The organism is Actinoallomurus rhizosphaericola, assembly GCF_024055675.1.
Classification (GTDB): domain Bacteria; phylum Actinomycetota; class Actinomycetes; order Streptosporangiales; family Streptosporangiaceae; genus Actinoallomurus; species Actinoallomurus soli.
The window spans coordinates 240486-255966 of sequence record NZ_JAMXMW010000012.1; the positions used below are offsets into that span (position 1 = coordinate 240486).

The 15481-nt window shown below is 70.5% G+C and carries 13 protein-coding genes; 10 read left to right on the forward strand and 3 right to left on the reverse strand.

The features are described 5' to 3' along the window. Positions 1-3: 3 nt before the first annotated feature. The 8 genes from NE234_RS26200 to NE234_RS26235 all read left to right on the forward strand — a co-directional run bounded on the left by NE234_RS26200 (position 4) and on the right by NE234_RS26235 (position 7997). A complete protein-coding gene (locus NE234_RS26200) occupies positions 4-1146 on the forward strand; it encodes a GNAT family N-acetyltransferase (protein WP_252783295.1) in 1143 nt (380 codons plus the stop codon). A 97-nt stretch (positions 1147-1243) separates the two neighbouring features. Further along, on the forward strand, positions 1244-1768 hold the full coding sequence (gene ruvC, locus NE234_RS26205) for a crossover junction endodeoxyribonuclease RuvC (protein ID WP_252783296.1): 525 nt from the start codon (positions 1244-1246) through the stop codon (positions 1766-1768). A 91-nt stretch (positions 1769-1859) separates the two neighbouring features. Beyond that, entirely contained in the window at positions 1860-2462 is a 603-nt protein-coding gene (gene ruvA, locus NE234_RS26210; RefSeq protein ID WP_252783297.1) for a Holliday junction branch migration protein RuvA, read from the forward strand. A gap of 136 nt (positions 2463-2598) precedes the next feature. Then, the gene (ruvB, locus tag NE234_RS26215; RefSeq protein ID WP_252783298.1) at positions 2599-3636 is read left to right on the forward strand and encodes a Holliday junction branch migration DNA helicase RuvB; all 1038 of its coding nucleotides are present in this window, start codon (positions 2599-2601) and stop codon (positions 3634-3636) included. A 157-nt stretch (positions 3637-3793) separates the two neighbouring features. Beyond that, positions 3794-4321, forward strand: a complete 528-nt coding sequence (gene yajC / locus NE234_RS26220; protein WP_252783299.1) for a preprotein translocase subunit YajC — start codon at positions 3794-3796, stop codon at positions 4319-4321. A gap of 118 nt (positions 4322-4439) precedes the next feature. Next, positions 4440-6176 carry a protein translocase subunit SecD gene (gene secD, locus NE234_RS26225; RefSeq protein WP_252783355.1) on the forward strand — a complete coding sequence of 579 codons (1737 nt, stop codon included), beginning with the start codon at positions 4440-4442 and terminating at the stop codon, positions 6174-6176. A 5-nt stretch (positions 6177-6181) separates the two neighbouring features. Beyond that, positions 6182-7333 carry a protein translocase subunit SecF gene (gene secF, locus NE234_RS26230; RefSeq protein ID WP_252783300.1) on the forward strand — a complete coding sequence of 384 codons (1152 nt, stop codon included), beginning with the start codon at positions 6182-6184 and terminating at the stop codon, positions 7331-7333. Between the two features lie 103 nt (positions 7334-7436). After that, the gene (locus NE234_RS26235) at positions 7437-7997 is read left to right on the forward strand and encodes an adenine phosphoribosyltransferase (RefSeq protein ID WP_252783301.1); all 561 of its coding nucleotides are present in this window, start codon (positions 7437-7439) and stop codon (positions 7995-7997) included. Between the two features lie 206 nt (positions 7998-8203). On the opposite strand, the gene NE234_RS26240 is transcribed toward NE234_RS26235, so the two are convergent. Then, positions 8204-9622 carry a peptidoglycan D,D-transpeptidase FtsI family protein gene (locus NE234_RS26240; RefSeq protein ID WP_252783302.1) on the reverse strand — a complete coding sequence of 473 codons (1419 nt, stop codon included), beginning with the start codon at positions 9620-9622 and terminating at the stop codon, positions 8204-8206. 201 nt (positions 9623-9823) lie between these two features. Between NE234_RS26240 and NE234_RS26245 the strand changes: the two genes are divergently transcribed. Next, positions 9824-12205, forward strand: coding sequence for a RelA/SpoT family protein (locus NE234_RS26245; RefSeq protein ID WP_406567070.1), 2382 nt, complete (start codon positions 9824-9826; stop codon positions 12203-12205). 63 nt (positions 12206-12268) lie between these two features. Here the strand turns inward: NE234_RS26245 and NE234_RS26250 are convergent, their stop codons facing one another. Then, complete coding sequence (locus NE234_RS26250) at positions 12269-13498, reverse strand: DUF349 domain-containing protein (RefSeq protein ID WP_252783303.1); 1230 nt, start codon at positions 13496-13498, stop codon at positions 12269-12271. Between the two features lie 212 nt (positions 13499-13710). Then, entirely contained in the window at positions 13711-14547 is an 837-nt protein-coding gene (locus NE234_RS26255; protein ID WP_252783304.1) for a peptidylprolyl isomerase, read from the reverse strand. Positions 14548-14796: 249 nt separating this feature from the next. On the opposite strand from NE234_RS26255, the gene NE234_RS26260 reads away from it, so the two are divergent. Beyond that, a complete protein-coding gene (locus NE234_RS26260; RefSeq protein ID WP_252783305.1) occupies positions 14797-15480 on the forward strand; it encodes an MBL fold metallo-hydrolase in 684 nt (227 codons plus the stop codon). The last annotated feature ends 1 nt before the right edge of the window (position 15481 follow it).

The following is a 15481-nucleotide window of genomic DNA, read 5'->3' on the forward strand; positions in this document are numbered from 1 at the left end:
CACGTGGACATTCGCGTGCTCGCCCCAGAGGACCTCGGCGCCGCCTACGACCTGAGGATCCGGGCCTTCGGACCGGACGACCAGGCGCGGTGGCTCCGGTTCTTCCGTCCCGCCGTCCGGCGGGGGGAGGTCCTCGGGGTCTACGACGGCGACCGCCTCGTCGCCTCCGGCCGGTACCACTCGTTCGAGCAGTGGTGGCACGGTCGTGCGGTGCCGATGGGCGGCGTCGCCAGCGTGTACGTCGCTCCGGAGGAGCGCGGGCGCGGCATCGGGCGCCGCCTCGCACGTGGCCTCCTGGACGCCATGGACGGCCTGCCCCTTACGGCGCTGTACCCGGCCACCGCGCCGGTCTACCGCTCCGCCGGATACGAGCACGCGGGTGCGCAGCACTTCGTCACCGTCCCGGCCGAGGCGCTGCGCACGCTGGCCGCCGGTCCGGTGAAGGTACGGCGGGCCGGGCCGGAGGACGCTCCCGAGATCGTCGGCGTGCTGCGCCGCCTGCACGCCGAGGCGCGGGACAATGGGCCGATCGACCCGGGCGAGGACTGGTTCCGCGGCCTGCTGGACGGCGACGACGTCTTCGCCTACCTCGCCGAGGACGGTTTCCTCGCCTACGGCTGGAGCACGGACGCCCGGGGCCTGGTCGTGCACCGCTGCGTGGCCGGGTCCGCCGACACCGCGCGGGCCCTGTGGGCGCTCGTCGGGTCCGGCTCGTCGGTCGCCCGGAGCGTGTACGCGTGCGTCGCCCCGGACGATCCCCTCTTCTGGCTCCTGCGCGACCGTTCCCACGAGGAGGTCAAGCGGGTCTCGTGGATGCTGCGGGTGCTCGACGCGCCCGCGGCCGTCGCCGCCCGCGGGTTCCCCGGCGGGCTGTCGGCGGAGATCCCCTTGGAGATCACGGACGAGGTCCGTCCGGGCAACGCCGGCACCTGGCGGTTGACCCTCGACGGCGGCCGCGGCACTCTGACGCCCGCCGACGACGGGCGCGACGCCGTCCGCCTGTCCGCCCGCGGCCTGGCCGCGCTCTACGCGGGCGTCCCGATGAGCCGCCTGCGCCGCTCCGGGCTCGCGGAGGGCGACGCCTCCGCCGACGCGATCCTGGACCTCGCCTTCGGCGGGACGCCGTACATGCTGGACTACTTCTGACGATTCCGGTGCGACACGCCGGGGCCGGGGCGGCCCGGGCGTCGTACGTGGCGAGTAGCCTCGCTGCGAACACCTGTTCGGAGCGGAAGGAGCGGTCGTGCGGGTACTCGGCGTCGACCCCGGCTTGACCCGGTGCGGCGTGGGCGTGGTCGACGGCGCGCCGGGCGCGCCGCTGCGGCTCGTCACCGTCGACGTGATCCGCACCAGCCCCGACGACGACATCGGGACCCGGCTGGTCGGCCTGGAGCGCGGCCTGGAGAGGCTCCTGGACGACTTCCGCCCGGACGCGGTGGCCGTCGAGCGGGTGTTCAGCCAGCACAACGTCTCCACCGTCATGGGCACCGCGCAGGCCGGCGCCGTCGCGATCGTCTGCGGGGCGCGGCGGGGGCTGCCCGTCGCGCTGCACACCCCGAGCGAGGCCAAGGCCGCCGTCACCGGCAACGGCCGGGCGGACAAGGCCCAGGTGACCAGCATGGTGACGCGGCTGCTGCGGCTGGACACCCCGCCGCGGCCCGCCGACGCCGCCGACGCGCTGGCCCTCGCCATCTGCCACGTGTGGCGCGGCGGCGCCCAGGCGCGCATTCAGGCGGCGAGGATGAGAAGGTACGGAGTCGAGAAGTGAGCGGAGACGACCGCTCGCGGGCGGTTCGGGCCGCCCGCGGTGAGCACGGAGGCCCGGCCGGTCGGCCCGCGGCACACGGGAGGACGGCGTAGTGATCGCTTTCGTCAGCGGCAAGGTCGCCGGCGCCGGACCGGACGGCGCCGTGATCGACGTCGGCGGCGTCGGCCTGGCGGTCCAGTGCACCCCCGCCACGCTGGCCGGACTGCGCGTCGGCGACGAGGCGCACGTCCCCACCTCGCTGATCGTCCGCGAGGACTCCCTCACGCTGTACGGCTTCGCCGACGACGACGAGCGCACGATCTTCGAGCTGCTGCAGACCGCGAGCGGCGTCGGCCCCCGGCTCGCGCTGGCCATGCTCGCCGTCCATCCGCCGAACGCCCTGCGCCGCGCCGTCGCCACCGAGGACGTGAACGCCCTCACCAAGGTGCCGGGGATCGGCAAGAAGGGCGCCCAGCGCATCGTCCTGGAGCTGAAGGACCGCCTCGGCATGCCCGCCGACGACCTGGAGGCGCCCGTCCCCGTGGCCCGTGCCGTGCCGTGGCGCGACCAGGTGCACGCCGGGCTCACGAATCTCGGCTGGTCCGGCAAGGAGGCGGACGCCGCCGTCGACGCGGTGGCCGCCGAGGTCGACGGCCAGGAGACGCCCGACCTCGCCACCCTGCTCAAGCTGGCCATGCGGAGGCTGAGCCGATGACGCCGGCGGCCGTCGTACCGACCGAGGGCGCCGCGCGCCTCGCCGCTGAGGACCCGGGAGGGTCGGCCGTACGGGCCGGGGGCGGGTCAGCCGTACGGGCCGGGGGCGACCCGCGCGCCGGCAGGGGAGCGGGCGCATGAACGACGAGCGTTTCGTCTCGCCGATCGCCGACGGCGACGACAAGGTCATCGAGGCGGCGCTGCGGCCCAAGCGCCTCGATGAGTTCATCGGCCAGGCGCGGGTCCGCGAGCAGTTGTCGCTCGTGCTGCACAGCGCGCTGCGGCGCGGACGGGCGCCGGACCACCTGCTGATGTCCGGGCCGCCCGGCCTGGGCAAGACCACGCTCGCGATGATCATCGCCGGCGAGCTCGGCGTTCCGCTGCGGATCTCCTCCGGCCCGGCGATCGAGCGTGCCGGTGACCTCGCCGCGGTGCTGTCCACCCTGTCCGAGGGAGAGGTGCTCTTCCTCGACGAGATCCACCGGATGGCCCGCCCGGCCGAGGAGATGCTGTACGTCGCCATGGAGGACTTCCGGGTCGACGTCATGGTCGGTAAGGGACCGGGCGCCACCGCCATCCCGCTGGACATTCCCCCGTTCACGCTGGTGGGCGCCACGACCCGCGCCGGGCTGCTGCCGGCGCCGCTGCGCGACCGGTTCGGGTTCGTCGCGCACATGGACTTCTACGAGCCGGCCGACCTGGAAAAGATCATTCACCGGTCGGCCCGGCTCCTCGACGTGCGGATGGACGACGCGGGCGCCGCCGAGATCGCCCGGCGCGCCCGTGGCACGCCCCGGATCGCCAACCGCCTGCTGCGGCGGGTCCGCGACTACGCCGAGGTGCGCGCCGACGGCGTGATCACCGTGGAGGTCGCGCGGCAGGCGCTCACGCTGTACGAGGTCGACGCCGACGGCCTGGACCGGCTCGACCGGTCGGTGCTGGAAGCGCTGCTGACCAAGTTCGGTGGCGGCCCCGTCGGCCTGTCGACGCTCGCGGTCGCGGTGGGGGAGGAGCCGGAGACCGTCGAGGTGGTGGCCGAGCCGTTCCTGGTGCGCAAGGGGCTCATCGCCCGTACCCCGCGAGGCCGGATCGCGACGCCGGCCGCCTGGCGTCATCTCGGTCTCGCTCCACCGCCCGCGGCGGCGGGTACGCTTTTCGAGGTAGCGGAGGAGTGACGCGGAACTTCTCGGTGCGCGGGCTCGTCCCGTCATTGCCGGGGTTTCAGATACTCCTTTACACTCCGGAGCTTGGTCGCCGTCTGCAGATGGCACGCCTTTCGCGGCGCGAATAAGTCGACGGCGGGCTCAACACTCACATCGGAAGGATGCCCCGGTGCAGGGCAACACAACAATCACAGCGCTCACTCACGTCGTCGCAGCGAAGAGCGGCGGCAACCCGCTGATGTCGCTGCTTCCCCTGATCCTCATCGTCGTGGTCTTCTATTTCCTGCTGATCCGCCCGCAGCGCAGGCGGCAGCAGCAGCAGGCCCAGCTGCAGAACCAGCTGGTGCCCGGCCAGCGGGTCATGACGACCGCCGGCATGCTCGCCACGGTCGTGGCCGTGGAGGACGACGCGCTCGTCCTGGAGATCGCGCCGGGGGTCGAGGCCCGCTTCGTCAAGCAGGCCATCGGCCAGGTCCTGGACGACTCCTCCGATGAGGAAGAGGATGAGGAGGTCGACGAGACCGAGGAGCCCGGTCAGGAGCACGCCGCCGACGAGGCGGTGGCCGATGACGAGCCCGAGGTCGCGCAGGACGACATCGAGCCGAAGACCGACGCGAAGACGGTCGCGGAGGACAAGGCATCAGCGGAAACGTTGAAGGACGGCGAGCAGAGGGCCGGCAAGAAGCCCTCGGCCTGACCACCTGACCGTAGACGAAGGACGAAAGACGACCGTGGCTCCGCCAAGCAGAAACACTGCAAAACCAGGGCGCGTTCTCCTCGCGCTGTTCGCGATAGTCGTAGCCCTGGTGGGCGTCATGTTCTGGCAGGGCCAGAAGAAGCCCAAACTGGCCCTGGACCTGGCGGGCGGCACCACGGTGACGCTCACCGCGGAGCCCACGAAGCCCGGTGCCAAGATCGGTGACTCCGAGATGGGCCAGGCCATCAAGATCATGCGCGAGCGCGTGAACGGCCTGGGCGTCTCCGAGGCCGAGGTGACCAAGCAGGGCAACAACGTCATCGTCGTCCAGGTGCCCGGACAGGGCCAGGAGCGGGTCGTCAAGACGATCGGGACCACGGCGAAGCTGGAGTTCCGCCAGGTCCTGGTCGCCGCGCCGGTGGGCGTCCAACAGGCGCCGACCCCGGCCCCCAGCCCGACGAGCACGGGCAAGACCAAGGGGGCGAGCCCCTCGGCCAGCGCGAAGCCGTCGGGCAGCGCCAAGCCGTCGGGCAGCGCGAAGCCGTCGGCGTCGGCGAGTGCGACGCCGAAGGGCCGCGCGCTGGCGCAGGCCCTCACCAAGGCGTCGTCCACGCCGAAGCCGTCCACGTCCGCGAAGCCCTCGCCCAGCGCCTCGCAGTCGCTCACCCCGCAGCAGCTCCAGCAGTTGCAGCAGCAGCTCCAGCAGCAACAGCAGCAGTCGACCGGTGCGGACTTCTCCGGCGTCGACCCGGCCGTCAAGGCGCAGTTCGACAAGCTGACCTGCACCGGCAACGACGTGGGCCAGGGCAGGACGCTGGACCCGGCCAAGCAGGCCGCGGTGTGCGCGAAGCCCGATCCCAAGACCCACAAGGTCGACTACAAGTTCATCCTGAGCCCGGCGAAGATCTCCGGTGAGCAGGTCACCAAGGCGCAGGCCATGCCGCCGGACCCGCAGAACGGCCGGGTGCAGTGGGTCGTCAGCCTCGACCTGAACGGCACCGCGACCAAGGCGTTCGCCACCTTCACCCAGCAGGCGGCCGCGCTCGGCGAGAACAACACCCGCAACCACTTCGCGATCGTCCTCGACGGCACGGTCTACTCCTGGCCGAGCGTCAAGGAGGCGATCACGACGGGCAACGCGCAGATCGAGGGCCAGTTCAACCAGCAGGACGCCACCGACCTGGCCAACGTCCTGAAGTACGGCGCGCTGCCGCTGAAGTTCAACCAGAGCTCGATCGAGTCGGTCTCGGCCACCCTCGGCAAGGACCAGCTCACCGCCGGCCTGCTCGCCGGAGCGATCGGCCTGGGCCTGGTCGTGCTCTACTGCCTCTTCTACTACCGCGGCCTCGGCTTCGTCGCGATCTCCAGCCTGGCGGTCGCCGGGATCATCACGTACGAGGCGGTCGTGCTGCTCGGGAAGTTCATCAACTTCCGGATGTCCCTGGCGGGCATCGCCGGCGCGATCGTGGCGATCGGCATCACCGCCGACTCCTTCGTCGTCTTCTTCGAACGGCTGCGGGACGAGATCCGTGAGGGCCGCACGCTCCGCACCGCCGTCGAACGCGGCTGGGTCCGCGCCCGGCGCACGATCATGGTGGCGGATGCGGTGTCGTTCATCGCCGCCCTGCTGCTGTACTGGTTCGCCATCGGCGGCGTGAAGGGCTTCGCCTTCACCCTCGGGCTCACCACGCTGATCGACGTGGTCGTGGTGTTCTTCTTCACCAAGCCGATGGTCACGCTGCTCGCCCGTACGAAGTTCTTCGGCCGGGGCCACCGGTTCTCCGGCCTCGACCCGACGACGCTGGGCACGACCAAACGCGTTCCCACCCGTCCCGTCGGCACGAAGGAGGCCTGAGCCTGATGTCACGCCTGGGCAACATCGGCGGTCGCCTGCACCGCGGCGAGATCTCGCTCGACTTCGTAGGGCGGCAGAAGACCTGGTACGCCATCTCCGGGCTGATCCTTGTCATCAGCGTCGTGTCGCTGCTCACCCTCGGCCTGAACTTCGGCGTCGAGTTCAAGGGCGGCACGGTCTTCCAGTTCCCGACGAAGCCGGGGGTGACGACCTCCGACGCCCGCGACGCGGTGAAGAGCTCCGGGGTCGTCAAAGAGGACCCCATCGTCCAGAAGACCGGCACGGGCTGGCGGGTCCAGACCGAGAGCCTGAGCTCCACGGACGTCACCAAGGTCCAGGACTCGGTGCAGCAGAGGCTGCACCTGGCCAAGCCCGACGACGTGAGCCCGCAGAGCGTCGGCGCGAGCTGGGGTAAGGACATCTCGCAGAAGGCCCTCGAGGGTCTGCTCGTCTTCCTGGTCGCGATCATCATCTACCTGTCGATCGCGTTCGAATGGCGGATGGCGGTCGCGGCGATCATCGCGCTGGCGCACGACATCCTGATCACGGTCGGCGTCTACTCGCTCGTGCAGTTCGAGGTGACGCCGTCCTCGGTGGTCGGCCTGCTGACCATCCTCGGCTACTCGCTGTACGACACGGTCGTCGTGTTCGACAAGGTCCGGGAGAACACCCGGTCGCTGACCACCTCGAACACCATGACCTACAGCCAGGCGGCGAACCTCGCGGTCAACCAGACCCTGGTCCGGTCGATCAACACGTCGATCATCGCGCTGCTGCCCGTCGCGGGCCTGCTGTTCATCGGCGCCGGCGTGCTCGGCGCCGGCACCCTGAAGGACCTGGCGCTGGTCCTGTTCGTCGGCATGCTGGCCGGCGCGTACTCCTCGATCTGCATCGCCACGCCGATCGTGGCCGACCTGCAGGAGCGGCAGGAGAAGTACAAGACGCTGGCCAAGCGGGTCGCGGCCAAGGCCAACAGCGCCAAGCGCAAGGCCAAGCCCGAGGTCGAGGTCGCCGAGCTGCCGCAGGACGACGTCCCGGACGACGAGGCCGAGGCATCCTCTGTCGGGGCCGGTGTCCGGGTCGTGCAGAATGGTCCGCGGCAACAGCCGCGTCGGGGCGGCTCCAAGGGACGGCCCAGCGGCAAGAAGAAGCGCTGAGCCGACGCCGGAGCCGCCGTCACCGCCGAGCCGGAGGGCCGGCGCGGCACCGGAGAACAAGCACTGAGCCCATCTCGCGGCGGATCGCCTGATCCGCCGCGAGATGGCGTCCTTGAGGAGAAACGTGACCTCGCGACCGGTCGACCTGACGAAGCTGATCAACGAGCGGATCCGCGAGGTCCCCGACTATCCCAAACCCGGAGTGGTCTTCAAGGACATCAGTCCGCTGCTGGCGGACCACACCGCGTTCGCGGCCGTCGTCGACGCCATCGTGGCCTACTACGGCCGGGGGACGATCGACAAGGTCGTCGGGATCGAGGCCCGCGGCTTCATCCTGGCGGCTCCCGTCGCCTACCACTTCGGCGCCGGGTTCGTGCCGGTCCGCAAGAAGGGCAAGCTCCCGGCGGCGACGTACTCCGAGAGTTACGACCTGGAGTACGGCAGCGAGACCATCGAGGTGCACCAGGACGCTCTCGCGCCCGGCGAGCAGGTGCTCATCGTCGACGACGTGCTGGCCACCGGCGGCACGGCCGCCGCGGCCGCCGAGCTCGTCCGCCGCTCGGGCGCCGAGGTGGCGGGCCTGTCCGTCCTCATCGAGCTCGGCTTCCTCAAGGGCCGGGACCGCCTGCCCGAGCTGGACGTCCACGCCCTCATCCAGGGCTGAGAAACCCCCTTTCCCGGATCCTCCCGCCGCGAGTCCGTCCGCCCGGCTCCGCGGGCGCGTACGGGCCCGTCGGTGCCAGGCGTGTCCGCAAGCCCGTGCGAGCTCGGGGCGGGCCGTCCGTATCCGCGGGCTCGCGGGCCCGTACGAGCCTGGACCGGCCCGTCCGTGTTCCGTGGGCGCGTACGGGCCCGTCCGGGTCGCGGGGGTTACTTGACGCCCAGCGCCTGGACCATGCGGTCGACGATCGGGCCGGCGGCGTCCGCGCCGAAGCCGCTGCCCTCGGTGACCACCGCGAAGGCGATCTGCGGATTATCGGCCGGGGCGAACCCGGCGAACCACCGCTCGTTGTACGACAGGCCCGTCTCGGCGGTGCCCGTCTTGCCGGCGATGTCGCTGGACACCCTGCCGGTTCCCGTGCCGCTCGCCACGACCTCCCGCATCATGTCCCGCAGCTGGCTCGCGGTCTGCGCGCTGGTGGCGTGGAAGAGCTCCTTCGGCGAGGCCGCCTCGATCTCGGACTGGTCCGGGGCGGTGATGCGCTGGATGAGGTACGGCTTCATCACCACGCCGCCGTGGGCGACCGCGGCGGCGGCGAGGGCCATCTGCAGCGGCGTCGCGGAGACGCTGCCCTGGCCGATGCCGCTGCGCCCGACGTCGTCGCCGCCCATGTTCTTGGGGTAGACGCTGGCGGCGCTGCGCAGGTCGCTCTCGATCGGGATGTGCTGCCCGAACCCGAAGCCGGACGCCTCGGCGCCCAGGGTCTTCTGGCCCATGTCCAGCGCGAGTTTGCCGAAGGTGCTGTTGCAGGACTGCGCGAACGCCGTGATGAGCGGCAACTGCCCGCCGTTGCACGGCCCGGAGTCGGCGTCGTTGTGCAGGGGGTTCCCGGAGGGCAGGGTGAGCACACCGGGAGTGTCGACGGGGCTGTTCTCGTTCAGCCCCTGCTTGTCCATCCCGGCGGCGGCAGTGATGATCTTGAAGGTCGATCCGGGCGCGAAGCTCTCGTCGATCGCCTTGTCGATGAGGGGGCTGCCGGACGCCTTGAGCAGCCGGTCGTACGCCTTCGTCGACGCGGTGGTGTCGTGCACCGCGATGCTGTTGGCGTCGAAGGACGGGTAGGACGCCATCACCTTGATCGCGCCGGTCTTCACGTCGATGGCGACGGCGGCGGCCCGACGGGAGGTGCTCGCGCGCAGGGCGTCGTACGTCGCGCGCTGGGCGGCCGGGTCGATCGTCGTGTGCACCGTGGCGCCCTGGTTCGTACGGCCGACGATCGCGTCGAACCAGTGCTGGACGGTCAGCCTCGGGTCCGTGCCGGACAGCAGGCTGTCGGCGGCGGCCTCCACGCCGGTCACGGCGCCGCTCGGCGCGAAGTAGCCGGTGATGGGCGCGAACACCTCGGATTCGGGGTACTCGCGCTGGTAGCGGAAGTCCTTCTGCCCGGTGTCGCGCGACCTGGCGATCACCGTGCCGCCCGCCATGATCGGCCCGCGGTTCCGGTTGAACTGCTCGAGGAAGTGCCGGGCGTTGAGAGGGTCGTCGCGCAGCTTCTGCTCCTGCGCGCCCTGGATGTAGGTGACGTTCACCATGAGCGCCAGGACCAGGAGCAGCGAAAAGATCGTCATTCTTCTGAGTGTCTTGTTCATGCGTCAAGTTCCTCCGGTGCCGTCCCAGCATCTCGCGAGATCGTCCGGACCTCCCCCCACCCCCGGCTCGCGGGATCCCCCGGTCATCCCCCCGGGCCCGTGACCGGAATGGGAGATGGGCGCCGACTGGAAAACGACAACGGATAAACTGTGGTTCCGACGCATGATTTGGGAGGCTGAGTGCCCGGTGAGGTGGTCTCGTCCGACGCGGTGGCCGATGCCGCGCTGACCTCGCGGGCCCAGGCAGAGCCCCCATCGCCGGAGGCGCCTGCCGATCCCCCCGAGCCGAAGCCGGACGACGGCGACGCGACGCCATCGAGCGCGGCCGCGCCGTCGGCCGCCCGCGTACGCAGACGGCTCGCACGGCTCGGCGCCCAGCGTGGTCCAATGATGAATCCCGTACTCGAACCTTTGATCAAGACGCTCCGGAACACCCATCCGAAGGCGGATGTGCGTACCGTCGAGCGCGCCTACGACGTCGCCGCCCACCACCATCGCCACCAGAAGCGCAAGAGTGGCGATCCCTACATCACCCATCCCCTCGCCGTCGCGACGATCCTGGCCGAGCTGGGGATGAACACCGAGGTGCTGTGCGCCGCGCTGCTGCACGACACCGTCGAGGACACCCCCTACACCTTGGACCAGCTCCGGGACGACTTCGGCGACGTGATCGCCGCCCTGGTCGACGGCGTCACCAAGCTCGACAAGGTCAAGTACGGCGAGGCGGCCGAGGCCGAGACCGTCCGGAAGATGGTCGTGGCGATGTCCCGCGACATCCGGGTGCTGGTCATCAAGCTGTCGGACCGGCTGCACAACATGCGCACCCTGCGCTATCTGCCCCGGCCGAAGCAGGAGCGCAAGGCCCGCGAGACCCTGGAGATCTTCGCGCCGCTCGCGCATCGCCTGGGCATGAACACGCTGAAGTGGGAGCTGGAGGACCTGGCCTTCCAGACGCTGTATCCCAAGCGGTTCGACGAGATCGCCCGGCTGGTGTCCGAGCGCGCCCCCCGGCGCGACGTCTACCTCCAGGACGTGATCGCGAACGTCTCGGCCGACCTGCGCGAGGCCAAGATCAAGGCGACCGTCAAGGGCCGGCCGAAGCACTACTACTCGATCTACCAGAAGATGATCGCCCGCGAGGTCGGCTTCGAGGAGATCTACGACCTCGTCGGCATCCGCGTGCTCGTCGACACCGTCCGCGACTGCTACGCCACACTCGGCACGATCCACGCGCGATGGAACCCGGTCCCCGGCCGGTTCAAGGACTACATCGCGATGCCGAAGTTCAACATGTACCAGTCGCTGCACACGACGGTGATCGGCCCGGAGGGCAAGCCCGTCGAGCTGCAGATCCGCACCCGCGCCATGCACAACCGCGCGGAGTACGGCATCGCGGCCCACTGGAAGTACAAGGAGGAGACGGTCGGCGGCGGGTCGCCCGCCAAGACGGGGGACATGGCCTGGCTCCGGCAGCTCCTCGACTGGCAGAAGGAGACCACCGACCCGGCGGAGTTCCTGGAGTCGCTGCGCTTCGACCTGTCGGTCTCGGAGGTCTTCGTCTTCACCCCGAAGGGGCAGGTCCTCGCCCTTCCGCAGGGCGCGACGCCGGTCGACTTCGCGTACGCCATCCACACCGAGGTCGGTCACCGTACGATCGGCGCCCGGGTCAACGGCCGGCTCGTGCCGCTGGAGTCGACCCTCGACAACGGCGACACGGTGGAGATCTTCACCTCCAAGTCGCCCGACGCCGGGCCCAGCCGCGACTGGCTCAACTTCGTCAAGAGCGCCCGCGCCCGCAACAAGATCAAGCACTGGTTCTCGAAGGAGCGCCGCGAGAGCGCGATCGAGCAGGGCAAGGACGCCCTCGCCCGGGCGATGCGCAAGCAGAACCTCCCGCTGCAGCGCCTGCTGTCCGGGGAGGCGCTGGTGGCGCTGGCGCACGACCTGCGGTACTCCGACGTCTCGGCGCTGTACGCCGCGATCGGCGAGAGCCACCTGTCGGCGCAGAGCGTGGTGAGCAAGCTCGTCGACTCGCTGGGCGGGGTGGAGAGCGCCGCCGAGGACCTCGACGAGACCGTCATCCCGACCAAGAAGCGGCGGTCCAGGCCCGCGGGCGACCCGGGCGTGGTCGTGGCCGGCGACCCGGACGTGTGGGTCCGCCTGTCCCGGTGCTGCACGCCGGTTCCGGGCGACGAGATCGTCGGGTTCGTCACCCGCGGCAACGGGGTCTCGGTGCACCGGGAGGACTGCGTCAACGTCGCGAACCTCCGCACCCAGCCCGACCGCATGGTCGACGTCAAGTGGTCGCCGGGGGAGGACTCGGTCTTCCTCGTGGCCATCCAGGTCGAGGCGCTGGACCGCACCCGCCTGCTGTCCGACATCACGCGGGTGCTGTCGGACCAGCACGTGAACATCCTGTCGGCCTCCGTCGCCACCAACCGCGACCGGGTCGCGATCAGCAGGTTCAGCTTCGAGATGGGCGATCCGAAGCACCTGGGCCACGTCCTGAAGGCCGTCCGCAACGTCGACGGCGTCTACGACGTCTACCGCGTCACGAACTGAGGCGACAAAGACGGAAAGAGCCCGGTCTCCAGGGGAGACCGGGCTCTTCAGCGTGATGCGGACTCAGGAGAACTCGGCGAGGGTGCGCTCGGCCTCCTGCAGCCAGGCGCGGCGTGCCGTCAGGGCCTCCTCGGCGTCCCTGACGTCCTTGTCGCGCCCGCCGCTGCGCGCCTTGTCCAGGCGTGCCTCCAGCTGCTCTATGGAGGACCGCAGCTGCGTGACGGTCGCCTCGGCGCGTGCCCGGGCCTCCGGGTTGGTACGCCGCCACTCCGACTCCTCGGCGGAGCGTACGGCCTCCTCGATCCGGCGCAGCCGGCCCTCGAGCTGGTCACGGGAGTCGCGCGGCACCATCCCGATGGACTCCCAGCGCTCCTGGACCGTGCGCAGCATCTGGCGGGCGGTGCGCACGTCCCGTACGGGCAGGATGCGCTCGGCGTCCTCCAGGACCTTCTCCTTGGCCTCGGCGTTCTGCCGGAACTCGGCGTCGCGCTCGGCGAAGGCGGCGGAGCGCGCGGCGAAGAAGACGTCCTGCGCACCCTTGAACCGCGCCCACAGCTCGTCCTCGACCTCGCGGGACGCGCGGCCGGCCATCTTCCAGCGGCGCATCAGGTCGCGGTAGGCGGCGGCGGTCGGGCCCCAGTCGTTGGAGTCGCTCAGCGCCTCGGCCTCGGCGACCAGCTGCTCCTTCTCCTGGCGGGCGCTCTCCCGCTCCTCCTCCAGGTTGGAGAAGTACGCCTTGCGGCGCTTGGTGAAGGAGTTGCGCGCGGTCGACAGACGCTTCCACAGCGCCGTCTCGGTGGGCCGGTCGACGCGCTCGGCGAGCTTCCACTCCTCGACGAGCTGGCGGAGGCGCTCACCGCCGTTCTTCCAGTGCGTCTCCTCGGCGGCGATCCGCTCGGCCTCGGCGACGATGCGCTCCTTGACCTCGCGGGCGTGACCGCGGGCCTGGTCCCGGGCGACCTTGATCTCCTCGCGGCGGCGGCCGAGCAGCCCGGTGAGGCCGTCCAGCCGCCGTGCCAGGCTGTCGAGGTCACCGACGGCGTGGGCCTCGGTCACCGACTCGCGGAGCCGGGCGATGCTGTGCTCGGCCTGCGCGGGCGCCAGGTCCGTCGTCTTGATCCGCTGCTCGAGCAGGTCGATCTCGGTGACCAGCGCGTCGTACTTGCGCCGGAAGTACGCGAGAGCCTCTTCGGGCGCGCCGGCCTGCCAGGAGCCGACGGTGCGCTCGCCCTCGGCGGTCTTGACGTAGACGGTGCCGTTCTCATCGACACGGCCCCAGGGATCAGCGGTCACCGTGGCCCTCCCGGTCGTGGAGCGTGCCCGCCATGAGCGGCCGGGCGGTCCGGGCGGAGCCGTCTCCGCCTCCCCGGCGCCGGATTCCCCAAGGATCGGTGGCGCTGCACACCGTTGCCTCCTGTATCAAGGCCCGGGCCGTTCGTCGGGCGCCGGACCCACCGTGACGACCTCGGGAGCCGTGCTCCCGCAGGCCACCCTAACCTTCCCCATTACCCCATCTTCGCGACGGTGAGGTGTTTTATTTCAATTTTCTTCTTTGGGGCGGTCATCCCGGACTGCGGGTCGGGAGCGGTCGCTCCGGCCTTGGCGACCGAGTCGACGACGTCCAGCCCCTGCGTGATCTCTCCGAAGACGGTGTAGTCGGCGGGCAGCTGGGCGTCGCCGTACATGATGAAGAACTGGCTGCCGTTGCTGTTCGGCTGGCTGCTGTGCGCCATGGCGATCATGCCGCGCTTGTAGGTCGCCTGCCCGGAGGATCCGGCCTTGGGGACGTTCTCGTTGCCGAAGCCGTACTTCGGACCGCCGCTGCCGGTGCCGGTCGGGTCGCCGCACTGCAGCACCTTGATGCCGGTGTCGAGACGGTGGCACTTGGTGTTGTCGAAGAAGTTCTTGGACGCGAGGTACTTGAACGAGTTGACGGTGCAGGAGGCCTTGGTGCCGTCGAGCTTCGCGACGATCTTGCCCTGGTCGGTGTCGATCGTCATGTCGTACGTGCCCTTGACCGGCTTGACCGGCGGCGTGCCGACGTCCTTGGCGTTCGGAGAGTCCGTCAGCGGCTGGTAGGCGCATTCGCCGGGCTTCGCCGAGACGGTCGGCTGCGCGCTGGCCGATTTCGACGCGGACGCGGCGGCCGTCGGAGTGGTCTTCTTGTCCGACTTGTTCATCGCGAACGCGATGGCACCGCTTCCACCGGCGATCACTGCCACGGCGGCGACCGTGCCGATGATCTTTATCCTGCGTGCTCGCGCCCGCCGGGCCGCACGGCGCTGCATCTGGCGCTCGTAGCGCTGCCGGGCCAGCTGCTTCTTGCGGTCTTTACCCGCCACCGGTGTCGCACCTCATCGAATCGCGTCATGAACAGGGAAACGTGCTGCGCATCGTAGCGGTCCTGGCCGGTATTTTCCTGAGTGGCCCACAGAGGCCAGGCAAATCGGTCCAAGACCGGACACCTCGCGGCGCTCCCGCAGGTCCTTCGCGGACGCCCTTCGGCGCTGCCGCGTATGTCGTTCGCGGTCGGCCGCGTGCCGCCGGTACGCTCAAGCTGCCGGAAGCAGGCGCCTTAAGAGAGGACGATCGTGCTCATCGCCGGGTTCCCCGCCGGGTCCTTCGCCACGAACTGCTATGTCGTGGCACCCGCGGCGGGGGAGGAATGCGTGATCATCGACCCTGGCCAGGACGCCGAGTCCGGGGTCGAGGACCTCCTCCGCGAGCACCGGCTCAAGCCGGTCGCCGTGGTGCTCACGCACGGTCACATCGACCATATCTGGTCGGTCGCACCGGTCTGCGGCGCGCGCGACGTCCCCGCGTACATCCACCCGGACGATCGGGACCTGCTGGCCGACCCGGCCAAGGGCTTCCCGCTCGGCGTCGGGCAGCAGTTGCTGGGCGGCCTCACGTTCAGCGAGCCCGACGACGTACGGGAGCTCGCCGACGGCGCGACGCTGACGCTGGCGGGGCTCGAGCTGATCGTCGAGCACGCCCCCGGCCATACGCCCGGGTCGGTGACCTTCCGGCTCGCGGACCAGCAGGTGATCTTCTCCGGTGACCTGCTGTTCGCGGGCTCGATCGGCCGCACCGACCTGCCGGGCGGCGACTACCCGGCGATTCTGGAGAGCCTGGCGCGCGTGTGCCTGCCGCTCCCGGACGAGACCACCGTGCTGCCCGGCCACGGCACGCAGACCACGATCGGCCACGAGCGGGCGACGAATCCGTTCCTGAAGGACATCGCCCCGATCGACGGCCCGCACAGGGGACTTTGAC

Bases quoted from the DNA above. Each gene is read 5' to 3' on its own strand.
- NE234_RS26235 (WP_252783301.1), top strand. From the start codon at position 7,437: ATGGCGTCCTTGAGGAGAAACGTGACCTCGCGACCGGTCGACCTGACG.
- secD (WP_252783355.1), top strand. From the start codon at position 4,440: ATGTTCTGGCAGGGCCAGAAGAAGCCCAAACTGGCCCTGGACCTGGCG.
- ruvB (WP_252783298.1), top strand. From the start codon at position 2,599: ATGAACGACGAGCGTTTCGTCTCGCCGATCGCCGACGGCGACGACAAG.
- NE234_RS26240 (WP_252783302.1), bottom strand. From the start codon at position 9,622: ATGACGATCTTTTCGCTGCTCCTGGTCCTGGCGCTCATGGTGAACGTC.
- secF (WP_252783300.1), top strand. From the start codon at position 6,182: ATGTCACGCCTGGGCAACATCGGCGGTCGCCTGCACCGCGGCGAGATC.